This window comes from Enterobacter sp. 186315 (assembly GCF_053290175.1).
The window spans coordinates 20,352-43,001 of sequence record NZ_JBPTTK010000012.1; the positions used below are offsets into that span (position 1 = coordinate 20,352).

17 protein-coding genes are annotated in these 22,650 nt (G+C 59.8%); 7 read left to right on the forward strand and 10 right to left on the reverse strand.

What is annotated here, in order from left to right; all coding sequences use genetic code 11:
• Positions 1 to 128: 128 nt before the first annotated feature.
• A complete protein-coding gene (gene gyrA, locus ACSVHP_RS14510; protein ID WP_234675440.1) occupies positions 129 to 2,765 on the reverse strand; it encodes a DNA topoisomerase (ATP-hydrolyzing) subunit A in 2,637 nt (878 codons plus the stop codon).
• A 133-nt stretch (positions 2,766 to 2,898) separates the two neighbouring features.
• Here gyrA and ubiG point away from each other — a divergent pair, with 133 nt between their 5' ends.
• The 4 genes from ubiG to yfaE all read left to right on the forward strand — a co-directional run bounded on the left by ubiG (position 2,899) and on the right by yfaE (position 7,727).
• Complete coding sequence (ubiG, locus tag ACSVHP_RS14515; RefSeq protein ID WP_234675439.1) at positions 2,899 to 3,627, forward strand: bifunctional 2-polyprenyl-6-hydroxyphenol methylase/3-demethylubiquinol 3-O-methyltransferase UbiG; 729 nt, start codon at positions 2,899 to 2,901, stop codon at positions 3,625 to 3,627.
• Between the two features lie 348 nt (positions 3,628 to 3,975).
• On the forward strand, positions 3,976 to 6,261 hold the full coding sequence (nrdA, locus tag ACSVHP_RS14520; protein WP_234675438.1) for a class 1a ribonucleoside-diphosphate reductase subunit alpha: 2,286 nt from the start codon (positions 3,976 to 3,978) through the stop codon (positions 6,259 to 6,261).
• An 81-nt stretch (positions 6,262 to 6,342) separates the two neighbouring features.
• On the forward strand, positions 6,343 to 7,473 hold the full coding sequence (nrdB, locus tag ACSVHP_RS14525; protein ID WP_234675437.1) for a class Ia ribonucleoside-diphosphate reductase subunit beta: 1,131 nt from the start codon (positions 6,343 to 6,345) through the stop codon (positions 7,471 to 7,473).
• Positions 7,473 to 7,727, forward strand: coding sequence for a class I ribonucleotide reductase maintenance protein YfaE (gene yfaE / locus ACSVHP_RS14530; protein ID WP_234675436.1), 255 nt, complete (start codon positions 7,473 to 7,475; stop codon positions 7,725 to 7,727). The genes nrdB and yfaE overlap by 1 nt, the downstream gene beginning before the upstream one ends.
• A 103-nt stretch (positions 7,728 to 7,830) precedes the next feature.
• Here yfaE and glpQ read toward each other — a convergent pair whose 3' ends face one another.
• Together glpQ and glpT are read right to left on the reverse strand one after the other, a co-directional pair.
• Positions 7,831 to 8,889, reverse strand: a complete 1,059-nt coding sequence (gene glpQ, locus ACSVHP_RS14535) for a glycerophosphodiester phosphodiesterase (protein WP_447552260.1) — start codon at positions 8,887 to 8,889, stop codon at positions 7,831 to 7,833.
• 11 nt (positions 8,890 to 8,900) lie between these two features.
• Positions 8,901 to 10,253 (reverse strand): glycerol-3-phosphate transporter, encoded by a 1,353-nt coding sequence (gene glpT, locus ACSVHP_RS14540; RefSeq protein WP_234675434.1) that lies wholly within the window; start codon positions 10,251 to 10,253, stop codon positions 8,901 to 8,903.
• Between the two features lie 250 nt (positions 10,254 to 10,503).
• Between glpT and glpA the strand changes: the two genes are divergently transcribed.
• Genes glpA through glpC form a run of 3 tightly spaced genes read left to right on the forward strand, consistent with a single transcriptional unit; the run spans position 10,504 to position 14,556 of the window.
• On the forward strand, positions 10,504 to 12,129 hold the full coding sequence (gene glpA, locus ACSVHP_RS14545; protein ID WP_447552261.1) for an anaerobic glycerol-3-phosphate dehydrogenase subunit A: 1,626 nt from the start codon (positions 10,504 to 10,506) through the stop codon (positions 12,127 to 12,129).
• The gene (gene glpB, locus ACSVHP_RS14550; RefSeq protein WP_447552262.1) at positions 12,119 to 13,369 is read left to right on the forward strand and encodes a glycerol-3-phosphate dehydrogenase subunit GlpB; all 1,251 of its coding nucleotides are present in this window, start codon (positions 12,119 to 12,121) and stop codon (positions 13,367 to 13,369) included. Before glpA ends, glpB begins: the two co-directional genes overlap by 11 nt.
• Positions 13,366 to 14,556, forward strand: coding sequence for an anaerobic glycerol-3-phosphate dehydrogenase subunit GlpC (gene glpC / locus ACSVHP_RS14555; RefSeq protein WP_447552263.1), 1,191 nt, complete (start codon positions 13,366 to 13,368; stop codon positions 14,554 to 14,556). Before glpB ends, glpC begins: the two co-directional genes overlap by 4 nt.
• A 32-nt stretch (positions 14,557 to 14,588) precedes the next feature.
• On the opposite strand, the gene ACSVHP_RS14560 is transcribed toward glpC, so the two are convergent.
• From ACSVHP_RS14560 to menD, 7 genes are all read right to left on the reverse strand, one after another.
• Positions 14,589 to 15,788 carry a nicotinamide mononucleotide deamidase-related protein YfaY gene (locus ACSVHP_RS14560; protein WP_447552264.1) on the reverse strand — a complete coding sequence of 400 codons (1,200 nt, stop codon included), beginning with the start codon at positions 15,786 to 15,788 and terminating at the stop codon, positions 14,589 to 14,591.
• A gap of 539 nt (positions 15,789 to 16,327) precedes the next feature.
• Positions 16,328 to 16,867, reverse strand: a complete 540-nt coding sequence (locus tag ACSVHP_RS14565) for a YfaZ family outer membrane protein (RefSeq protein ID WP_417315823.1) — start codon at positions 16,865 to 16,867, stop codon at positions 16,328 to 16,330.
• Between the two features lie 133 nt (positions 16,868 to 17,000).
• Positions 17,001 to 18,362, reverse strand: a complete 1,362-nt coding sequence (gene menE, locus ACSVHP_RS14570; protein ID WP_447552265.1) for an o-succinylbenzoate--CoA ligase — start codon at positions 18,360 to 18,362, stop codon at positions 17,001 to 17,003.
• Positions 18,359 to 19,324 carry an o-succinylbenzoate synthase gene (menC, locus tag ACSVHP_RS14575; protein WP_447552266.1) on the reverse strand — a complete coding sequence of 322 codons (966 nt, stop codon included), beginning with the start codon at positions 19,322 to 19,324 and terminating at the stop codon, positions 18,359 to 18,361. The genes menE and menC overlap by 4 nt, the downstream gene beginning before the upstream one ends.
• Positions 19,324 to 20,181 carry a 1,4-dihydroxy-2-naphthoyl-CoA synthase gene (gene menB, locus ACSVHP_RS14580; protein WP_014832749.1) on the reverse strand — a complete coding sequence of 286 codons (858 nt, stop codon included), beginning with the start codon at positions 20,179 to 20,181 and terminating at the stop codon, positions 19,324 to 19,326. Before menB ends, menC begins: the two co-directional genes overlap by 1 nt.
• Positions 20,178 to 20,954, reverse strand: coding sequence for a 2-succinyl-6-hydroxy-2,4-cyclohexadiene-1-carboxylate synthase (gene menH / locus ACSVHP_RS14585; protein ID WP_447552267.1), 777 nt, complete (start codon positions 20,952 to 20,954; stop codon positions 20,178 to 20,180). The genes menB and menH overlap by 4 nt, the downstream gene beginning before the upstream one ends.
• Complete coding sequence (gene menD / locus ACSVHP_RS14590) at positions 20,951 to 22,621, reverse strand: 2-succinyl-5-enolpyruvyl-6-hydroxy-3-cyclohexene-1-carboxylic-acid synthase (RefSeq protein WP_447552268.1); 1,671 nt, start codon at positions 22,619 to 22,621, stop codon at positions 20,951 to 20,953. The genes menH and menD overlap by 4 nt, the downstream gene beginning before the upstream one ends.
• Positions 22,622 to 22,650 lie beyond the last annotated feature (29 nt).

The following is a 22,650-nucleotide window of genomic DNA, read 5'->3' on the forward strand; positions in this document are numbered from 1 at the left end:
GCTCCGCCGTCGGGGTCAAAAAGAATGAGGTTTAAGGTAGCGGTAAACGCGCCATGTCGCAACGTTCACTTGTCTGCAACTGAAAAAGAAAAGGGCCGGAATCCGGCCCTTTTTTGCGTCAGGAGACATTACTCGTCAGCGTCATCCGCTGCATCGTCGTCAGTGTCCGCTTCCGGCGCGATTTCATCATCGCCTTCCGCCACGCTGCCGTCGATAGAGTCAAGCTCTTCGTCGTCTACAGGTTCAGCCACGCGCTGCAAGCCCACCACGTTTTCATCTTCCGCAGTACGGATGAGGATCACGCCCTGGGTGTTACGGCCAACCACGCTGATCTCGGACACGCGCGTACGCACCAGCGTACCGGCATCGGTGATCATCATGATCTGGTCGGTATCGTCTACCTGCACCGCGCCCACAACGGAACCGTTGCGCTCGGTCACTTTGATAGAGATAACGCCCTGCGTTCCGCGGGACTTGGTCGGGTACTCGCTTTCTGCGGTACGTTTACCGTAACCGTTCTGCGTCACGGTAAGGATTGCACCCTCACCGCGCGGAACGATCAGGGAAACGACCGCGTCTTCGCCCGCCAGCTTGATACCGCGAACGCCGGTCGCCGTACGACCCATCGCACGTACCGCGTTCTCTTTGAAGCGCACCACTTTACCGGCCGCAGAGAACAGCATGACTTCATCAGTACCGGAAGTCAGGTCAACGCCAATCAGCTCGTCGCCTTCGTTCAGGTTCACCGCGATAATACCGGCAGAGCGTGGACGGCTGAACTCGGTCAGCGCGGTTTTCTTCACCGTACCGCTGGCGGTCGCCATGAAGACGTTCACGCCTTCTTCGTATTCGCGTACCGGCAGAATTGCGGTGATACGTTCGTTCGCTTCCAGCGGCAGCAGGTTAACGATTGGACGACCACGCGCGCCACGGCTCGCTTCCGGCAGCTGATAGACTTTCATCCAGTACAGACGACCACGGCTTGAGAAGCAGAGGATCGTGTCGTGGGTGTTCGCCACCAGCAGGCGGTCGATAAAGTCTTCTTCTTTAATACGTGCCGCCGATTTCCCTTTACCGCCACGACGCTGTGCTTCGTAGTCGGTCAACGGCTGATACTTCACATAGCCCTGGTGAGACAGGGTCACAACCACGTCTTCACGGTTGATCAGGTCTTCAATGTTGATATCAGAGGTGTTCGCGGTGATTTCGGTGCGACGCTCGTCGCCGAACTGATCGCGGACCAGCTCCAGCTCTTCACGAATCACTTCCATCAGGCGATCTGCGCTACCCAGGATATGCAGCAGCTCGGCAATCTGTTCCAGCAGCTCTTTGTACTCGTCGAGCAGTTTTTCGTGCTCAAGGCCGGTCAGTTTCTGCAAACGCAGATCCAGAATCGCCTGGGCCTGCTGTTCAGTCAGATAGTACTGACCGTCACGCACGCCGAACTCCGGCTCCAGCCACTCTGGACGCGCCGCGTCATCGCCAGCACGTTCCAGCATTGCCGCTACGTTACCCAGCGCCCAAGGCTGAGCGACCAATCCTGCTTTCGCTTCGGCCGGGGTCGGCGCGCGGCGGATGAGCTCAATGATTGGATCGATGTTAGCCAGCGCCACGGCCAGTGCTTCGAGGATATGGGCACGGTCGCGCGCTTTACGCAATTCAAAGATAGTACGGCGAGTCACCACTTCACGGCGGTGACGCACAAACGCGCTCAGGATCTCTTTCAGGTTCATGATCTTCGGCTGACCGTGGTGCAGCGCAACCATGTTGATACCGAAGGAGACCTGAAGCTGAGTCTGGGAGTACAGGTTGTTCAGCACAACCTCGCCCACCGCGTCGCGTTTGATTTCAATGACGATGCGCATCCCGTCTTTATCAGACTCGTCACGCAGCGCGCTGATACCTTCAACACGTTTTTCTTTAACCAGCTCGGCGATTTTTTCAATCAGACGGGCTTTGTTCACCTGATACGGGATCTCGTGAACAATGATGGTTTCACGGCCGGTTTTAGCGTCCGCTTCCACCTCCGCGCGGGCGCGGATATAAATTTTGCCGCGGCCCGTGCGGTACGCTTCTTCGATACCGCGACGACCGTTGATGATTGCCGCCGTCGGGAAGTCCGGGCCCGGGATGTGTTCCATCAGCCCTTCAATGCTGATGTCTTCATCGTCGATATAGGCCAGGCAGCCGTTGATCACTTCCGTGATGTTGTGCGGTGGAATGTTGGTGGCCATACCTACGGCGATACCGGACGAACCGTTCACCAGCAGGTTAGGGATTTTCGTTGGCATCACGTCAGGGATTTTTTCCGTGCCGTCATAGTTATCAACGAAATCAACCGTTTCTTTTTCCAGGTCGGCCATCAGTTCATGGGCAATTTTCGCCAGACGGATTTCCGTATAACGCATTGCCGCGGCGGAGTCGCCGTCGATAGAACCGAAGTTACCCTGACCATCTACCAGCATGTAGCGCAGCGAGAATGGCTGCGCCATACGGACGATGGTGTCGTACACCGCGGAATCACCATGTGGATGGTATTTACCGATTACGTCACCAACGACACGGGCAGATTTTTTATAGGCTTTATTCCAGTCATTGCCCAATACGTTCATGGCGTATAGTACGCGACGGTGTACCGGCTTCAGGCCATCGCGGACGTCCGGCAGCGCACGGCCAACAATGACCGACATCGCATAGTCCAGATAGGAGCTCTTCAGCTCTTCCTCGATGTTGACCGGTGTAATTTCTCTCGCAAGGTCGCTCATCTAACCGCTATCCCTCTACTGTATCCCGGATTCAAAGGTCGCAAATTATAACACAGCCGGAGGGTTATAAACCAATTTGGTTTATTATCCTGATATACTTTGACCGTCTTTAAATTACGGAGTAAACGCGTCCATGAATGCCGAAAAATCCCCGGTGGCTCACAACGTTGACCACGAAGAGATTGCCAAGTTTGAAGCGGTGGCGTCCCGCTGGTGGGATCTCGAAGGTGAGTTCAAACCCCTGCACCGCATTAATCCGCTGCGTCTGGGCTATATCGCGGAGCGTTCCGGCGGTCTGTTCGGTAAAAAGGTGCTCGACGTCGGCTGCGGCGGCGGCATCCTGGCGGAGAGCATGGCCCGCGAAGGCGCGACCGTGACGGGCCTGGACATGGGCTTTGAACCGCTACAGGTTGCACGGCTGCACGCGCTCGAATCCGGCGTACAGGTGGACTATGTTCAGGAAACCGTTGAAGAGCACGCGGCCAAACACGCCCATCAATACGATGTTGTCACCTGTATGGAGATGCTCGAACACGTCCCCGATCCGCAGTCCGTGGTCAACGCCTGTGCAAAACTGGTGAAACCGGGCGGTCAGGTCTTCTTCTCTACGATTAACCGCAACGGCAAAGCCTGGCTAATGGCGGTGGTAGGCGCGGAATACGTGCTGCGCATGGTGCCGAAAGGGACGCACGACGTGAAGAAATTCATTAAGCCTGCTGAATTACTGAGCTGGGTTGACCAGACGTGGCTTAAAGAGCAGCACATCACCGGCCTGCACTACAATCCGGTGCTGGACAAATTCAAGCTCGGACCGGGCGTGGATGTTAATTATATGTTGCACACAACCGCTAAAAACGACTAACGTCATCGAATAATCTTATAAAGGTTGCGCGACATCACGTTGCGCAATCCTGCCCTCCCGTTGAAGAAATCAGCACTCGATCAAATTTTGTATTTTTTTTCTGGAATATTGACATCTCTTCCAGGCCTTACAGCACGAGGACTTAGCCTTTTTCACCCTTTGACAACCTCAATTTAACGTCAAAATCAACCCTTGTGCTGAAATGAATCGATACTAGAATACTCACCATATAGCGTTTCTCTTATCGCAAACCCCCTATATGTAGTATTTATCCACAGAGTTAGTCACAAGACGGATCTGTGGATAAACGGGGGATATTTTTTATTTCACGGACAGGTAAAAACCCACATGAATCAGAGTCTGCTGGTGACAAAGCGCGACGGTACTACCGAGCGTATCAATCTGGACAAAATCCATCGAGTTCTCGACTGGGCAGCAGAAGGGCTGAATAACGTATCTATCTCTCAGGTTGAACTGCGTTCTCATATTCAGTTCTATGACGGCATCAAAACGTCTGATATCCACGAAACCATTATTAAAGCCGCGGCGGATTTGATCTCCCGCGACGCACCGGATTATCAGTACCTCGCCGCCCGTCTGGCCATTTTCCACCTGCGTAAAAAAGCCTACGGCCAGTTTGAGCCGCCGGCGCTGTACGACCACGTTGTCAAAATGGTGGAGTTAGGTAAGTACGACACGCATCTGCTGGAAGACTACACGGAAGAAGAGTTCAAGCAGATGGACGGGTTTATCGACCACTGGCGCGACATGAACTTCTCCTACGCGGCGGTGAAGCAGCTCGAAGGTAAATACCTGGTTCAGAACCGTGTCACCGGCGAAATCTACGAGAGCGCCCAGTTCCTGTATATTCTGGTGGCGGCCTGCCTGTTCTCTAACTATCCGCGTGAAACCCGTCTGAGCTACGTGAAGCGCTTCTACGACGCGGTTTCAACGTTCAAAATTTCTCTGCCTACGCCAATCATGTCTGGCGTGCGCACCCCAACCCGCCAGTTCAGCTCTTGCGTGCTGATCGAGTGCGGCGACAGCCTGGACTCCATCAACGCCACCTCCAGCGCCATTGTGAAATACGTGTCCCAGCGTGCTGGCATCGGTATCAACGCCGGTCGTATTCGTGCGCTGGGCAGCCCGATTCGCGGCGGTGAAGCGTTCCATACCGGCTGTATCCCGTTCTATAAACACTTCCAGACCGCAGTGAAATCCTGCTCTCAGGGCGGCGTGCGCGGTGGTGCAGCAACCCTGTTCTACCCGATGTGGCACCTGGAAGTGGAAAGCCTGCTGGTGCTGAAAAACAACCGTGGCGTGGAAGGCAACCGCGTTCGCCACATGGACTACGGCGTGCAGATCAACAAGCTGATGTACACCCGTCTGCTGAAAGGTGAAGAGATCACCCTGTTCAGCCCGTCCGACGTGCCGGGCCTGTACGACGCGTTCTTTGCCGATCAGGACGAGTTCGAGCGTCTGTACACCAAATACGAAAAAGACGACAGCATCCGCAAGCAGCGCGTGAAAGCCGTGGATCTGTTCTCTCTGATGATGCAGGAACGTGCCTCTACCGGCCGTATCTACATTCAGAACGTTGACCACTGCAACACCCACAGCCCGTTCGATCCGGTTGTGGCGCCGGTTCGCCAGTCCAACCTGTGCCTGGAAATCGCTCTGCCAACCAAACCGCTGGACGATGTGAACGACGAAAACGGCGAAATCGCGCTGTGTACGCTGTCCGCGTTCAACCTGGGCGCGATTAAGAGCCTGGACGAGCTGGAAGAGCTGGCGGTACTGGCCGTTCGCGCCCTCGACGCCCTGCTGGATTACCAGGATTACCCAATCCCGGCGGCCAAACGCGGTGCAATGGGCCGTCGTACCCTGGGTATTGGCGTGATCAACTTCGCCTACTGGCTGGCGAAAAACGGCAAGCGTTACTCCGACGGCAGCGCGAACAACCTGACTCACCAGACGTTCGAAGCGATTCAGTATTACCTGATGAAAGCCTCCAACGAGCTGGCGAAAGAGCAAGGCGCGTGCCCGTGGTTCAACGAAACCACCTACGCGAAAGGTATTCTGCCGATCGATACCTACAAAAAAGACCTGGACGGGATCGTCAGCGAGCCGCTGCACCTCGACTGGGAAGGGCTGCGCGAGTCCATCAAGACTCACGGCCTGCGTAACTCCACGCTCTCAGCCCTGATGCCGTCCGAGACCTCTTCGCAGATCTCTAACGCCACCAACGGTATCGAGCCACCGCGCGGCCACGTCAGCATTAAAGCGTCTAAAGACGGCGTGCTGCGTCAGGTTGTTCCGGACTACGAAACGCTGGGGAACAATTACGAACTGCTGTGGGAAATGCCGAACAACGACGGCTACCTGCAACTGGTAGGTATCATGCAGAAGTTTATCGACCAGTCGATCTCTGCCAATACCAACTACGATCCAACGCGCTTCCCGTCTGGCAAGGTGCCGATGCAGCAGCTGCTGAAAGACCTGCTCACCGCCTACAAGTTTGGCGTGAAAACCCTGTACTATCACAACACCCGTGATGGTGCGGAAGACGCGCAGGACGACATGGTTCCATCCATTCAGGACGATGGCTGCGAAAGCGGCGCATGTAAGATTTAATGTCAATGCCGGGTGGCGCTTCGCTTACCCGGCCTACGATTTTGTCGGCCCGGCCGACAAAATTTCTCACAGGACACACTCATGGCATATACCACCTTTTCACAGACGAAAAACGACCAGCTCAAAGAGCCGATGTTCTTCGGCCAGCCGGTCAACGTGGCACGCTACGATCAGCAAAAATATGACATCTTCGAAAAGCTGATTGAAAAGCAACTCTCCTTCTTCTGGCGCCCGGAAGAAGTGGACGTATCCCGCGACCGTATTGATTTCCAGGCGTTGCCGGATCACGAAAAGCATATCTTCTTAAGCAACCTGAAGTATCAGACGCTGCTGGACTCTATTCAGGGCCGCAGCCCGAACGTGGCGCTGCTGCCGCTGATCTCCATTCCGGAGCTGGAAACCTGGGTTGAAACCTGGGCGTTTTCTGAAACAATCCACTCGCGCTCATACACCCATATCATCCGCAACATCGTGAACGATCCAGCGGTGGTGTTTGACGATATCGTCACCAACGAGCAGATCCAGAAGCGCGCGGAAGGCATTGCCCACTACTACGACGAGCTGATCGAGATGACCAGCTACTGGCATCTGCTGGGCGAAGGCACCCACAACGTGAACGGCAGAACGATTACCGTTAACCTGCGCGCGCTGAAAAAACAGCTCTACCTGTGCCTGATGAGCGTCAACGCGCTGGAAGCTATCCGCTTCTACGTGAGCTTCGCCTGCTCCTTCGCCTTTGCCGAGCGCAAGCTGATGGAAGGCAACGCCAAAATCATCCGTCTGATCGCCCGTGACGAAGCCCTGCACCTGACCGGCACCCAGCACATGCTGAACCTGCTGCGCAGCGGCGCGGACGACCCGGAGATGGCGGAAATCGCCGAAGAGTGCAAGCAGGAGTGCTACGACCTGTTCGTGCTGGCAGCGCAGCAGGAGAAAGAGTGGGCAGACTACCTGTTCCGCGACGGCTCCATGATTGGCCTGAACAAAGACATTCTGTGCCAGTACGTTGAGTACATCACCAACATCCGTATGCAGGCTGTCGGCCTGGAGCTGCCGTTCCAGACCCGCTCCAACCCGATCCCGTGGATCAACACCTGGCTGGTGTCCGATAACGTGCAGGTCGCGCCGCAGGAAGTGGAAGTGAGCTCTTACCTGGTCGGTCAGATTGACTCTGAAGTCAACACCGACGACCTGAGCGACTTCCAGCTCTGATGACGCGCGTAACCCTTCGCCTTTCCGGCACAGAAGTGCTGTGCCTCGAAGAGCACCCTTCTCTGCTGGTGGCGCTGGAAGCGCACAAGGTGGAAGTTGAGTATCAGTGTCGTGAAGGCTATTGCGGCTCCTGCCGCTGCCGTCTGGTAGCAGGCCAGGTTGACTGGCTGACCCAGCCGCTGGCCTTTATCAACGAAGGGGAAATTTTGCCCTGCTGCTGCCGGGCAAAAGGGGATATTGAGATCGAGATGTGATTGCCCTGGTTCCCTCTCCCTGTGGGAGAGGGTTGGGGTGAGGGCATCAGGCCGCAGAGCCTGATTGTCGGGTGGCGGCTTCGCCTTACCCGACCTACAAAACCTACTTCCGGTGAATGAATTCGACCGCTTTATCCGGGAAATCCGTAAACAGTCCGTCCACGCCCGCCTGGTTGTACAACACCTCATAAAGCTGATTCACGTCCGTCGCATAGTCCGGCAGCTGGTCCGCTCGCACCGTGTACGGGTGAAGCTGCATCCTGCTGGCATGCGCCTCTTTCACCATCGCCGTCAGTTTTACGTGACCCGGCGTTGAGCCGTCCGCCACCAGCATGTGGTAGTCCGGCCCAATCCCGTCGGCGTACTGCGCAATCTGCTTCATCGCGCCCGGCTTAAACATCCAGTCATAGCTGTAGTTCACCCACCTGCCGTCCGGCTGCTTCTCCTGGGTTTCATTCCAGTCGGTATAGGCAATCAGCTGCACCAGGTTGAGGTTCATCCCCATCTTCGGCTCCAGCTCGTTCTTAATGCGCTTCAGCTCGGCGGCATCAAAACACTGGAGATAGACCTTATCCTGCTTGCTGGTGTAGCCATATTTCTTCAGCACCTCCAGCGTTTTCGCGGCGATGTCCTTTCCTTCCTGATGATGGAACCACGGCGCTTTGATTTCCGGATAGATACCGATATTTTTGCCGGTTGAGTGGTTCAGACCCTGAACGAACTCAATCTCTTCCTCAAAGGTATGAATGCGGAAATCAGATTTGCCCATCGGGAAGCGTCCCGGATAGACCTGTACCTTCTTGCCGTTTTCAATCTCGAAGCCTTCGGTAAATTTCAGCGAGCGGATCTCCGCCAGCGTGAAATCTATGGCGTAGTAACGCCCGTCCTTCCGGGCGCGATCCGGGAAGCGTTCCGCCACGTCCGTCACGCGGTCGAGATAGTGGTCATGCAGAACGACCAGCCGATCGTCCTTCGTCATCACCAGATCCTGCTCCAGATAATCCGCACCCTGCGCGTAGGCCATCGCTTTTGCCGGGAGCGTGTGCTCCGGCAGATAGCCGCTGGCGCCGCGATGGGCAATCACTATTTTTTCGGCCGCCAGCGCAGAGCCTGTCATTAAGCCCGCCAGCAGCAGACCGGTGGCCAGTTGAGTCAGTTTCATGGCATTGCTCCTTATTGACGACGCGCCTGAACTTCCGCGTGATGACGTTTTTCGCCGATCATCACCACAATCAGCAGCAGCACGGCCAGCACGCTGCCGCCGATCATCACCATAAAGCCGCCGTCCCAGCCGAAGAAGTCAACGGTATAGCCCACGATGGCGCTTGCCGCGACCGAGCCGCCCAGGTAGCCGAACAGGCCGGTAAAGCCCGCCGCCGTCCCCGCCGCTTTTTTCGGTGCCAGCTCCAGCGCGTGCAGACCAATCAGCATCACCGGGCCGTAAATCAGGAAGCCGATAACGATCATACAGGCCATATCTACCGATGGGTTGCCCGGCGGGTTGAGCCAGTAAACGACCGTCGCGATGGTCACCAGCGTCATAAAGAACACGCCCGTCGCGCCGCGGTTGCCTTTGAACACTTTGTCCGACATCCAGCCGCAGATCAGCGTGCCGGGAATACCCGCGTATTCATACAGGAAGTAGGCCCAGGAGGATTTATCCAGCGCGAAGTGCTTCACCTCTTTCAGATAGGTTGGCGACCAGTCGAGGATGCCGTAACGCAGCAGGTAAACAAACACGTTCGCCACCGCGATGTACCACAGCAGCCTGTTCGGCAGCACGTACTTCATGAAGATCTGCTTCGCCGTCAGCTCCTCTTCGTGCTGCTCGCTGTAATCGTCCGGATAGTCGTTTTTATACTCTTCAATCGGCGGCAGGCCGCAGGACTGCGGCGTATCGCGCATCAGGGCGAAGGCAATAATCGCCACCAAAATGGCACCGAACGCGGGCATATAGAGCGCAGCGTGCCAGTCGTTGAACCACGCCATCCCCAGCAGGAACAGCAGCGGTGGAATACCGCCGCCGACGTTATGCGCGCAGTTCCACACCGACACGATGCCGCCGCGCTCCTTCTGCGACCACCAGTGAACCATGGTACGTCCGCACGGCGGCCACCCCATCCCCTGGAACCAGCCGCAGAGGAACAGCAGCACGAACATAATCGCGATGCTGGAGGTTGCCCACGGCACAAAGCCCATAAACAGCATCACCGCCGCCGCCAGAATCAGCCCCGCGGGCAGAAACACGCGCGGATTCGAGCGATCCGACACCGACCCCATGATGAATTTTGAAAAGCCATAGGCGATAGAGATCCCCGACAGCGCGAAGCCTAAATCTCCGCGCGAAAAGCCCTGCTCCACCAGATACGGCATCGCCAGCGCGAAGTTCTTGCGCACCAGGTAGTAGGCCGCATAGCCGAAGAAAATCCCGAGGAAAATTTGCCAACGCAGACGGCGGTAAAGCGGGTCGATCTCTGCCTCTGGCAGACGCGCCCGATGCGGCGCAGGTTTGAAAATACTCAGCATGACAGCCTCCGTGGCCCTGTTTTAATGTTCAGAGGGTAACGTCCCCACTCCAGAGAGGCGGCGATGTTAAGAAATCACGGTGATTGTTACTGTGAATCAACGCACAGATTGTTACAGAAATATGACAGAATGCGCAAAAAAGCGCATGGAATCACGTTTCACTTTCGATTTTCGCTCGTTTATGTTCGAAATCAAACAAACCACACTATTGATGTGGCTAAATGGTAAAAAACGAACACGAGGGAAGACAATGACAATTCACGACCCCCGCTATAGCGATGTGATTATCATTGGCGGCGGCGCAACAGGGGCGGGAATCGCGCGCGACTGCGCCCTGCGCGGGCTGTCGGTCACGCTGCTGGAGCGTCACGATATCGCCACCGGCGCGACCGGGCGCAACCACGGCCTGCTGCACAGCGGCGCGCGCTACGCGGTGACCGACGGCGAATCCGCCCGCGAATGCATCGCTGAAAACCAGATCCTCAGGCGCATCGCCCGCCACTGCGTGGAACAGACTAACGGCCTGTTTATCACCCTTCCCGAAGATGACCTCGCGTTCCAGCAAACCTTTATCCGCGCCTGTACCGCGGCGGGGATTACTGCCGAGGCGCTCGATCCTGCCGAGGCGCGTCGCCTGGAGCCGTCCGTTAACCCGTCGCTTGTCGGCGTGGTAAACGTCCCGGACGGCACCGTCGATCCTTTCCGCCTCACCGCCGCCAACATGCTGGACGCGCGCGAGCACGGGGCGCGCATCCTCACCGGGCATGAGGTCACCGGGCTAATCCGCGAGGGCGATACCGTGCGCGGCGTGCGGGTGTTCGACCCGCAGTACGGTGAACACAGCGAGCTGTACGCCTCGGTGGTGGTGAACGCGGCGGGGATCTGGGGGCAGCGCATTGCGGAATATGCCGACCTTAACGTTCGCATGTTCCCGGCGAAAGGCTCGCTGCTGATCCTCGATCACCGCATTAATAACCACGTCATCAACCGCTGCCGCAAACCCTCTGACGCCGATATTCTGGTACCCGGCGATACTATTTCGCTGATTGGCACCACCTCAACCCACATTGATTACAAAGACATAGACGACAACCGGGTCACCGCCGACGAGGTGGATATCCTGCTGCGCGAAGGGGAAAAGCTGGCCCCGGTGATGGCCCGGACCCGCATTTTACGCGCCTACGCGGGGGTGCGTCCGCTGGTCGCCAGCGATGACGATCCGAGCGGGCGCAACGTTAGCCGGGGCATTGTGCTGTTCGACCACGCCGCGCGCGACGGCCTGGAGGGCTTTATCACCATCACCGGCGGCAAGCTGATGACCTACCGCCTGATGGCCGAGATGGCGACCGACGCCGTGTGCCGCAAGCTCGGCAACGCGCAGCCCTGCGTGACGGCTGAAAAAGCGCTTCCCGGCTCGCGGCAATCGACCGAAAAGACGCTGCAAAAAATCATCTCCCTGCCCGCCCCGCTGCGCGGTTCGGCTATCTATCGTCACGGGGATCGCACGCCCGTCTGGCTCGGCGAAGGACGTCTTAGCCGCAGCCTGGTCTGCGAATGCGAGGCCGTTACCGCAGGGGAAGTGCAGTACGCGGTTGAAAATTTGACGGTCAATAACTTGCTCGATCTGCGTCGTCGAACGCGCGTGGGGATGGGCACCTGCCAGGGCGAACTGTGCGCCTGTCGCGCCGCCGGGCTGCTGCAACGTTTTCACGCCACGACCGCCACCCAGTCGCTGAGCCAGCTCAGTGAGTTTCTTAACGAGCGCTGGAAAGGCATTCAGCCCATCGCCTGGGGCGATGCCCTGCGCGAAAGCGAATTTACCCGCTGGGTCTATCAGGGGCTGTGCGGTCTGGAGGAGCATCAGGATGAAATTTGATACGGCCATCATCGGCGGCGGACTGGCGGGCCTGCTCTGCGGAATTAAACTCACCCAGTTGGGGCTGCGCTGCGCCATCGTCACCCGGGGCCAGAGCGCCCTGCACTTCTCGTCAGGCTCGCTGGATCTGCTGGGCGCACTGCCGGACGGCACCCGGGTCGCCTCCCCGCTGACGGCGCTTGACGCGCTGCCGCCGGAACATCCCTACACCCTGATCGGCGCGGAAAACGTTGCCCGCTTTGCTTATGACACCGAAGCGCTGCTGGCGGCCTGCGGCGCGCGCTTGCAGGGCAGCGCGCAGCGTAACCACCAGCGGGTCACGCCGCTTGGGACACTGCGTTCCGCCTGGCTCAGCCCGGAAGAGGTGCCCGTGGCGCCCGTTAGCGCCGGGCGGGTGCTGGTGGTGGGGATAGAAGGTTTCCTCGATTTCCAGCCCCATCTGGCGGCCGCCTCGCTCTGCCAGCGCGGCATCAGCGCGGAGGCGGCGGACATCGCGCTGCCGGAGCTCAACCCGCTGCGCGAGAACCCCGGCGAATTTCGGGCAGTGAATATCGCCCGCCTGCTGGATCGTGACGAAAACGGGCCGGCGCTGTACGAGGCGCTAAAACCGCTCGCCGGGCGCTGCGATACCCTGCTGATGCCCGCCTGCTTTGGGTTGAGCGATAACCGGCGCTGGCGCTGGCTGTCGGACAAACTGAGTTGCACCATTGGCCTGCTTCCCACGCTTCCGCCGTCGGTGCCCGGCATTCGCCTGCATCATCAGCTTCAGCGTCAGTTTATCGCCCAGGGTGGCGTCTGGATGGCGGGTGACGAGGTAAAAAAAATCAGCCTCTCTGACGGCAAGGTCACTGAGATCTGGACGCGCAACCACGGGGATATCCCGCTGCGCCCCCGCGCTGCGGTGATCGCCAGCGGCAGTTTCTTCAGCAACGGTCTGATAAGCAGCCGCACCGGCGTGCGCGAGGCCATTCTCGGGCTGGACGTGCGGCAACCGTCCTCGCGCGCCGACTGGTATCAGAGCGATTTCTTCACCCCGCAGCCCTGGCAGCAGTTCGGCGTTATCGTCGATAGCCGCCTTTGCCCGCACATCGACGGAGTGTGTATCGATAACCTCTACGCCATCGGGTCGATCCTGGGAGGATACGATCCCATCGCGCTGGGCTGCGGGGGCGGCGTATGCGCGGTAACAGCCCTTTGCGTGGCAGAGCAGATTGGCACACGGCCGGGAGCACAACCATGAACGACACCCGTTTTGAAAGCTGCATTAAATGCACCGTCTGCACCACGGTCTGCCCGGTCAGCGGCGTTAATCCTGCCTATCCTGGCCCGAAACAGGCCGGGCCTGACGGCGAGCGCCTGCGCCTCAAGGATGGCGCGCTCTACGACGACGCGCTGAAATACTGCATCAACTGCAAGCGCTGCGAGGTGGCCTGCCCGTCTGACGTTAAGATTGGCGATATCATCCAGCGGGCGCGGGCGCGTTACGGCCGCCAGAAACCCTCCCTGCGCGATGCGATCCTCAGCCATACGGATCTGATGGGCACGGTCTCAACGCCGTTCGCCCCGCTGGTGAACGCCGCGACCTCGCTAAAACCGGTGCGCCAGCTGCTGGACGCCACGCTCAAAATTGACCATCACCGCAGCCTGCCGAAATACTCTCACGGCACCTTCCGCCGCTGGTATAAATCGGTGGCGGAAGAGCAGGCGCAGTACGCCGACCAGGTGGCGTTTTTCCACGGCTGCTACGTGAATTACAACCACCCGCAGCTAGGCAAAGATCTGCTGAAGGTGTTGAACGCCCTGGGCATCGGCGTGCAGCTGTTAAGCAAAGAGAAGTGCTGCGGCGTGCCGCTGATCGCCAACGGCTTTACCGACAAGGCGCGCAGGCAGGCAAAAAGCAACGTTACCTCGCTGCGTGAAGCCATCGTCGACAAAGGCATACCGGTGCTGGCGACCTCGTCCACCTGCACCTTTACCCTGCGCGACGAGTATCCGCACCTGCTGGACGTTGACAATAGCGGCCTGCGCGAGCACATCGAGCTGGCAACCCGCTTTCTGTGGCGTAAGCTCGACGACGGCAAAACGCTGCCGCTGGGCAAGCTGCCGCTGAAAGTGGTGTATCACACGCCCTGTCATATGGAGAAAATGGGCTGGTCGCTGTATACGCTGGAGCTGCTGCGCCTTATTCCGGGGCTTGAGCTGACGGTGCTGGATTCGCGCTGCTGCGGCATTGCGGGGACGTACGGCTTTAAGCGTGAAAACTACGGCACCTCGCAGGCGATTGGCGCCCCGCTTTTCCGCCAGATAGAGGAGAGCGGCGCGGATCTGGTGGTGACCGACTGTGAAACCTGTAAATGGCAGATTGAGATGTCCACCAGCAAGCGCTGCGAACATCCTGTCACCCTGCTCGCGCGGGCGCTGGGGTAAACCTGCCGGGGCAGAAGCGCCCCGGCAACGTCTTATTCGATAAACATCGACTCGACGACGTTGATCCAGCCGTGCTCGCTGGCCACCTCTTTGCCGTTCAGCCAGCGGCGCAGCATGTTGAGCGCCATCATGGCACACACTTCCTGACGCACCGCCACGCTGTGGCGGGTAATGCTCATTTTCACCCGCAGCGCGTGGGTGCCTTCCGGCGTGGCAAGCGCGAAGTTGAGATGTTCATCATCCACGCCCCCCACGGCAAGGGCCAGCCCGGCAAAATGGTTTACCCGGCGCTCGGAGGCCCAGCGCGCCGTCTGCGCCAGCGTTTCCTGCTGGAACGGCACCACTTCGCTTGCCAGCAGCGGCGCGCAGGCTCTGGAAAGCTGCAACGCCAGCAGTCCGCCGGTGAACTGCTCGCTTAAGGTAAGGCTCAGCTGACGCGCCTGCAACTGGCGCACGATCTGCGCGGGCAACCCTTCGGTTCCCTCGAAGATCAGGCTTTCGCCCGCCACGCGCTGCACTTCGGGCCACAGCGCCAGCATCGCGGCTTTCTGCGTTGCCGGGCCGGTCAGCTTGAGTTCGATGATCGGCATCGAAGAGCGATAGCCCATCGACACGCCCGGCGGCAGTTGCAGGTGATCAAGGCTCTGGGCGAGGTCGCTTTCGGAACGACCAAAGGTGGTCAGGCGCAGGCACAGCGGCGGTTCAGGCAGGGTAAAACGCGCGCGCAGGCGCGGCACGATCTGCTGCTCAACCATCACTTTAAATTCAGAAGGAACGCCGGGGGTGAAGAACATCAGGCAGCGGTTAAGCTGGAGGGCAAACCCGCAGGCGGTGCCGACCGGGTTATCCACCAGCTCGGCGCTGGCAGGGATTTCGGCCTGCTTGCGGTTGCTCGGGGCCATCACGCGACCGCGATCGCTGAAAAAGCGCTCCATCTGCGTGAGCCACTCTTCGTGCAACACCAGCCCTTCCCCTTTTGCGGTTGCGGCGGCCAGCGCGCTTAAATCATCGCTGGTGGGGCCAAGTCCGCCGTTTACGATCAGCACGTCCGCGTGTTCGCTGCGCTCGCGCAAAATGTTGACCAGCGACTCAAGGTTGTCGCCTACGGTATTGCGCCGGGTTAACGGCAATCCCTGCTCAAAGAAATAATCGGCCAGCCAGGCGGCATTGGTATCGGTAATTTGACCATGCAGCACTTCGTCGCCGGTGGATAACATCTCCACGTTTATCATTGTGTTCTCCCGCTTGTATGGTGGAGACACTATAGCGCAATCAGGCGGGGGATGGGCTGAGGATTAGGCTCAAACAAAATATGGGGGGCACGGACAACCCCCTCTCCCTCGAGGGAGAGGGATGGGGTGAGGGGGAACATACGGCTCCGGTGGTCATTCCGTTCACCTCACGTTCCTTGCTTCTCTGTCACCACACTACTTGTGAACGTGTCAGGGAGGCTCACCGCCGCCTCCCTGACCACCCGGGCTCCCGGCAAGAAAATCGCCGCTTCGCGGTGACCCTCAGCTTATTCCTTCAGGCTATCGTGTCGGGCACCAGCCTGCATCCATGCAGGCTATGCCCTCTCGGCGCGTCCATGCGCCTCGCCCCGGCCTTACGGAAACGCTTCGGCGATTTACAGCCGGAACAGGGTGTCGCTGTAATTTTTTCACTTGTCGGTAATTTACCCATCGCTGTGGGAAGTAAGTATTACGAAAGGATTTTTCGGGAGGTATGGGAGAGAGAGAAACTGGCGCGGCAGGACGCCGCGCCGGGCAGATTAGAAACCTGCGCTGACGCCCACGTAAGGGCCGTCGGCCAGTGCGTTGTCGCGATTGCCGTCTTTACCGGCGAGGTTCAGGTAGCGATAGCCCGCTTCAATGGTAATTGGACGCATGATGGTCCAGCGCCCGCCGGCGTTGGCTTCTTCATAGCTGTCGATACCGCTGGAGAGGGAATCCGGGGAGTAGTAGTACTCGCCGAACAGCGCAAAGCTGTCGCCGATTTTCCATTGCAGGCCGCCGCCGACTGCCGCCGCGTAGCCTTCGTCACCGTCGTTCGGGTTGGTGTAGATGCCTTTGCCGCCCACGGTGGCGAGGAACGGGCCAAGAGGAACGTTAAAACCGAGACCCAGGCTCGCCGCATCGCCGTCGTCGTCGTTATGCGTCCAGCCGCCGGTCATCGCCAGGCCTGCGCTGTCCGTACCCAGGCCAAAGCCCAGATGGGTGTAATCCTGACCCGCCGAGCCGTTAAAGCTGATAGCGTTAGCCGCCGCAGATACAACCATCAGGCCTAAGCCCAGTAATGCCACTTTTTTCATTGTCGTGATCCCGCACAATTTTATGAGATGTCCCAAAACCGCGAGATTTTAACCTGAGACTGCGAGGGATCAACGTTATGAGCGTATCCGCGGCGATTAGTTTGTAACGATATGAAACTTACGCAAAATCGCGTTAACGCTTGAGCGCGGCGTTGACCCACTGCTGTAGCGCCCTGCGCGAGACTTTGATACCGCCGTTTTTAAGCTCTGCGGGCAGGACCAGCCAGTGAACCGGCTGCTCAAAGCGCGCCAGCCTGTCGCGAACCCATTCAGGGAACTGCGTAATGTCCGTTCCCGGCTCGCACTCGACCACCGCCACCGGGCGCTGACCAAACTCGGCGTCATCCAGCGGAACGACAAACACCTGTGAAATCTGCGGATGGGTGGCGATAACCCGCTCCAGCGATTCAGGCTGTACGCCCTCTCCGCCGCTGAAAAAGAGGTTATCCATGCGCCCCAGAACGGTGAGGCAACCGTTGTGCAGCTCGCCGCGATCGCGGGTGGCAAACCAGCCCTGCGCGTTCACCAGCGGAATGAGCGCGCCGTCCCGCCAGTAGCCCGACGCCATGCTCTGCGCGCGCAGCCACACTTCGCCGTCCACGACCCGCACTTCCCTGCCCGGCAGCGCACGCCCCACGTCCGCCTCGCCGTCAGCCTCTTTGGCACAGACGGTGGAGGCAAATTCGGTTAGCCCGTAGCCGCAGAAGGTGCGCACGCCCTGCTCGCGCGCCTGTTGCGTCAGCTCAACGGGAATGGCCGCGCCGCCCAGCAGCACCGCGTTAAGCGCCATCGGGCTGTCGCCATTGAGCAGCCGCCAGAGCTGGGTCGGCACCAGCGAGGCGTGGGTACAGCCTTGCAGCGCCTGCTCCAGGGGCTGTTTTTCGCGCACGGTTAAGCGCGCGCCCGCCAGCAGCCAGCGCCATAAAATCCCCTGACCGGAGACATGAAAGAGCGGTAGCGACAGCAGCCAGTCGTCATCGCCGCCGTAGGGCATTAACGACAGCACGCCTCGCGCGCTGGCAAGGTGCGCGCCGCAGGTATGCACCGCCGCTTTCGGCAGCCCGGTGGAGCCGGAGGTGAGCGTCATAGAGGCCAGCCGTTCAGGCTGCCACGACGCCGCATGATGCCCCGGCACGGCGTCCATCGTCAGGGCCGGCAGCCCGTCAAACGCCCCGTTCAGCACCAGCGCGAAACGCAGCGTCATCTGCGGGATCAGCACGTCCAGCAGCGGGCGCGGCAGCTGGGGATTGACGGGCAAAATGCGCGCGCCGCATTGCAGCAGCGCCAGCCACGCCAGCAGGGTTTGCGGGTGGTTATGGGCCAGCAGCATTACGCCATCGCCCTCTTTCACCCCCTGCTGATAAAACCCGGTGGCGAGGCGGTCGATTTCCCCGCACAGGGTTTCCCAGCTTAGGGTCCGATCGTCAACGCGCAGCGCCGGTTTGTCGGCAAACTGCGCGCGCCAGTGCCGCCACGGCCAGTCGGGAAAACTCATAGCAGCGGCTCCAGCGCCTCAACGCCGAGGCACGGCAGCGTGCTCTGCGGCCATTCGCGGATAAGCTGCGCCTGCATCAGGTTCAGCGTGTCCAGACCAGGTACCGTGTCCGGCGTCAGCCAGGCGGCGATGCGCGCAAGCTGCGTCAGGCCGAGGCTGGATTCAATTGAGGAGCTGATCACCGCCGTCATGCCCGCCGCGTGCGCCGCCGCCACCTGCCCGCGCACCTTCTCAAGGCTTCCGGTAAGGGTGGGCTTGATTACCACGGCGCTCACGCCCGGCTCGGCGACAAAGGCAAAATCGGCCTCGCGCAGGCTCTCATCCCAGGCGATGGCAATCCCGGTTTCACGGGCAAACGCGCGGGAATCGTCGCGGGTTTTGCACGGCTCTTCAATAAAGGCGATGCGGCTGCGCCAGGCGGGATTAACGTATTTGGCAAACTGCTGCGCCCTGAGCGGCGTCCAGGCGCGGTTCGCGTCCAGACGAAGATGCAGATCCGGGATCGCCTCCAGCAGCAGGTTCGCCACCATGCCGTCGCGAACGGCTTCGTACAGGCCGACCTTGATTTTGGCGACCTTCTCGCCCGGCATGGCGGAGAGCAGCGCGAAGAGTTCATCCGGATCGCCGGTGCAGAGCGGCGCCGTGCGGGTGTTGGCGTCAGCGGGCAGCGTGCCGTCAAGCTCCGCCAGCGCACAGCTAATGCCGAAGGCGACAGAGGGAACGTCCGGCAGCGCGGGATCGGCGCCGTCGCGCCACGCGCTCGCCCAGGCCAGTAGCGCAGCCTGCGCGTCATCGAGCGACTCCAGGCTAAAGCCCGGAAGGGGCGAGATTTCGCCCCAGCCTTCGCCCACGCCCCGTTGCAGATGGACAAACAGTCCGTCGCGGGTTTTTAACCGCCGCTCGCGCAGTACCACGCCCGCGTCCATCGGTATCTGCCAGCGGTAAACCTGGGCGCGGCGCATTACGGGTTCCGTTTGTATTTGCTGAAGTCCGGCTGGCGTTTTTCGTTAAACGCGTTGCGTCCTTCCTGACCCTCTTCGGTCATGTAGAACAGCATGGTGGCGTTACCTGCCAGCTCCTGAAGACCCGCCTGACCGTCGCAGTCGGCGTTCAGGGCGGCTTTCAGGCAGCGCAGCGCCATCGGGCTGTTTTGCAGCATTTCGCGACACCAGCGCACGGTCTCTTTTTCAAGATCGGCAATCGGCACCACGGTGTTGACCAGCCCCATGTCCAGCGCTTCCTGGGCGTTGTACTGGCGGCACAGGAACCAGATTTCGCGGGCTTTCTTCTGCCCGACGATGCGCGCCATGTAGGATGCGCCCCAGCCGCCGTCGAAGGAGCCGACTTTCGGGCCGGTCTGGCCGAAGATGGCGTTTTCCGCCGCGATGGTCAGATCGCACATCATGTGCAGAACGTGGCCGCCGCCGATGGAATAGCCTGCCACCATCGCTACCACCGGTTTTGGACAGGTGCGGATCTGGCGCTGGAAGTCGAGCACGTTCAGGTGATGCGTACCCGCGTCATCCTGGTATCCGCCGTAGTCGCCGCGCACTTTCTGATCGCCGCCGGAGCAGAACGCTTTCTCGCCTTCGCCGGTCAGCACAATCACGCCGATGTTGTCGTCATAGCGCGCATCCGCCAGCGCCTGGATCATCTCTTTGACGGTTAACGGGCGGAACGCGTTGCGTACCTGAGGGCGGTTGATGGTGATTTTAGCAATGCCGTCGGTGGACTTGTGGTAGCGAATGTCCGTGTAACCTTCGGAGCAGTCCTGCCATTCAACCGGCGCGTAAAGCATGTTTTCATCAGGATAGATCATAGAGTGTCCTTAGTTCGAAGACGCAGTATCTGTGCCAGACTCGCCGCCACCGCAGCCGGGTTTTCCCGGTGGGCATTGTGTCCGGCATGAGGGATCGCATGGCAATCGGCATGAAGTTCGCGGGCAATGGCTGCGAACTTGTCATCACGTTCACCGTATAAATAGTAAAAAGGGATTGAGCTTGCGCGAAGGTCTGCCCGCAGATCGGGCTGCACCGCAAGCGAGGTGGCCTCCAGCATATCGGCCAGACGCACGCCGCTATTCTGGCTGCGCAGGGCAATCAGCTCACGGCGCTGGGCGTCGGTCAGGGAGGCAAAAACGGGCTGCTGATACCAGTCGGCAAAGACTTCTTCCAGCGGCTGATGGCGAAAACGCTCGCTCCAGCGCCAGTCGGACTGACGACGCGCGTCGCGCCCGGCGGCAGTTTGCAGTCCGGGATGTCCCCCTTCGACAATTAACCCGCACAGCCCCGTCGGGCGCTGGCAGGCATGGAACATCGCAATGCGGCCGCCGAGGGAGTACCCCACCAGCCAGTAGTTAAGTATGTTGTAACTAAGCAGCGTTTTTTCGAGCAGCGCGTTGACCGCGTGGAAATCCGCCACGCCGATCGACGCGGAAGCACCGTGCCCGGGCAGGTCGAGATACAGCCGGGGATAGTCGCTGAGCGCCGCCCCGACCGTCTGCCATTCGCGGCAATCGCCGGAAAAACCGTGCAAAAAGACCAGCCAGGGTGTGCCTGGCTTTCCGGCCTGCTGCACGCCTGAGAGGATCACAGGTGGCTTACCTGCGCCAGCAGATGTTGCAGCTTCTGCGCGCCGTCGGAGTCGTTCACCACCAGCTCAATCAGCGTCGCGCCCGGCTGTCGCCAGGCGGTACTTAGCGCCGTTTCCAGGTCGGCCCAGCTTTCCGGGCGATGGTATGTGAGGCTGAACATCGCAGCCGCGTGCTCAAACTGCACGTTTTGCGGCATCAGATAGAACTGCTCGCGTTCGCTCTGCGGCGTCGGCAGCAGGGAGAAAATCTGCCCGCCGTTGTTATTGACCACAATCAGCACGAACGGCGCGGAGGCCTGACGCAGCAGCGCCAGCGCGTTGAGATCGTAAAGCGCGGAGAGATCGCCGACGATCGCCAGCGTCGATTTCGCGCTGGCGCGCTGCACCCCCGCCGCGGTTGAAATCAGCCCGTCGATGCCGCTCGCGCCGCGGTTGCTGTAGACCGGATACCCGGCAGGCAGCCGGGAAAAGGCGTCAATCAGGCGCACCACGAGGCTGTTGCCGACAAAGAGCTGCCCCTGCTCGGGCAGGTACTGACGAATACGATGGGCCAGCCCGGCCTCGCTAAAACTTTCGCACTGCTGCCGGGTAAGTTCCCACGCCTGACGCGACAGCTCGGGGATCTCTACCGCCCAGGGCTTGCGTTTTTCGGCGGGATGCAGCGCAAGCCAGGCGCCAACGTCGCTCACCAGACGGCGGCCGCGATGGTGCGCCGGGTCGAGGCGTCCTTCGAGCGGATCCACCAGCCAGTACTCTTCCGGCGTGCAGGTGGCCTGCCATTGCAGGAGGCGTTTTCCGGTCAGGCTTGCGCCAATCTGCACCACGATCTGCGCCTGCGCCAGCTCGGTAACCGCCTTCGCGTTGCCGAGCCACAGATCGGCGCACGGCAGCGGCTGCCCGGTTTGCGACAGCACGTCGCCAATCAGCGGCCAGCCGAGGGTATTCGCCCACTCCGCCACCAGCTTGCCCTCGGCGGCGCTCATGCGCCCGGCCAGCACCACGCCGCGCTTCTGACGCCAGAAGAACCAGTCGCGCTGCTTTGCGCTTTCCAGATGCGTCTGTTCACGCAGCCAGGTTTTTTCGCTGTTCCACCAGTCGCCCAGGGTTTGCTGCCACGCCAGCCCGGTGTCGTCCAGCTCGCCATACAGCGGCTCGGCAAACGGGCAGTTGATGTGCAGCGCCCCGCTTCGAAGCGTGCCCATCGCGTGATCGAGGGTCGATACCAGCCAGCTTGCGGGGATATCCTGCGTCGGGCGCGGCAGAGAAATGGTTTGAGAAGGGTGGGAAGCGAAGATGCCCGTCTGGCGGATCGCCTGATTCGCGCCGCAGTCGATAAGCTCCGGCGGGCGGTCTGCCGTCAGCAGGATCAGTTTTTCCCCGGTGAGTCCGGCTTCAATAATCGCCGGATAGAGGTTCGCCACCGCCGTACCGGACGTGACAATCACCGCCACGGGCTCTTTGCTGACCTTTGCCAGCCCGAGCGCCAGATGGCCTAAACCGCGTTCATCGAAATGGGTGTGATGAATAAACGATCGGTTTTCAGCCGCCGCCAGGGTGAGCGGCGTGGAGCGAGAGCCGGGTGCAATACACACGTGCCTGACGCCGTGGCGGGTCAGGGCTTCAAGGATTACCGTCGCCCAGCGTCGGTTAAAAGAACTTACTGACATGAGATTGTCCGGTATCAATATTGCGACAC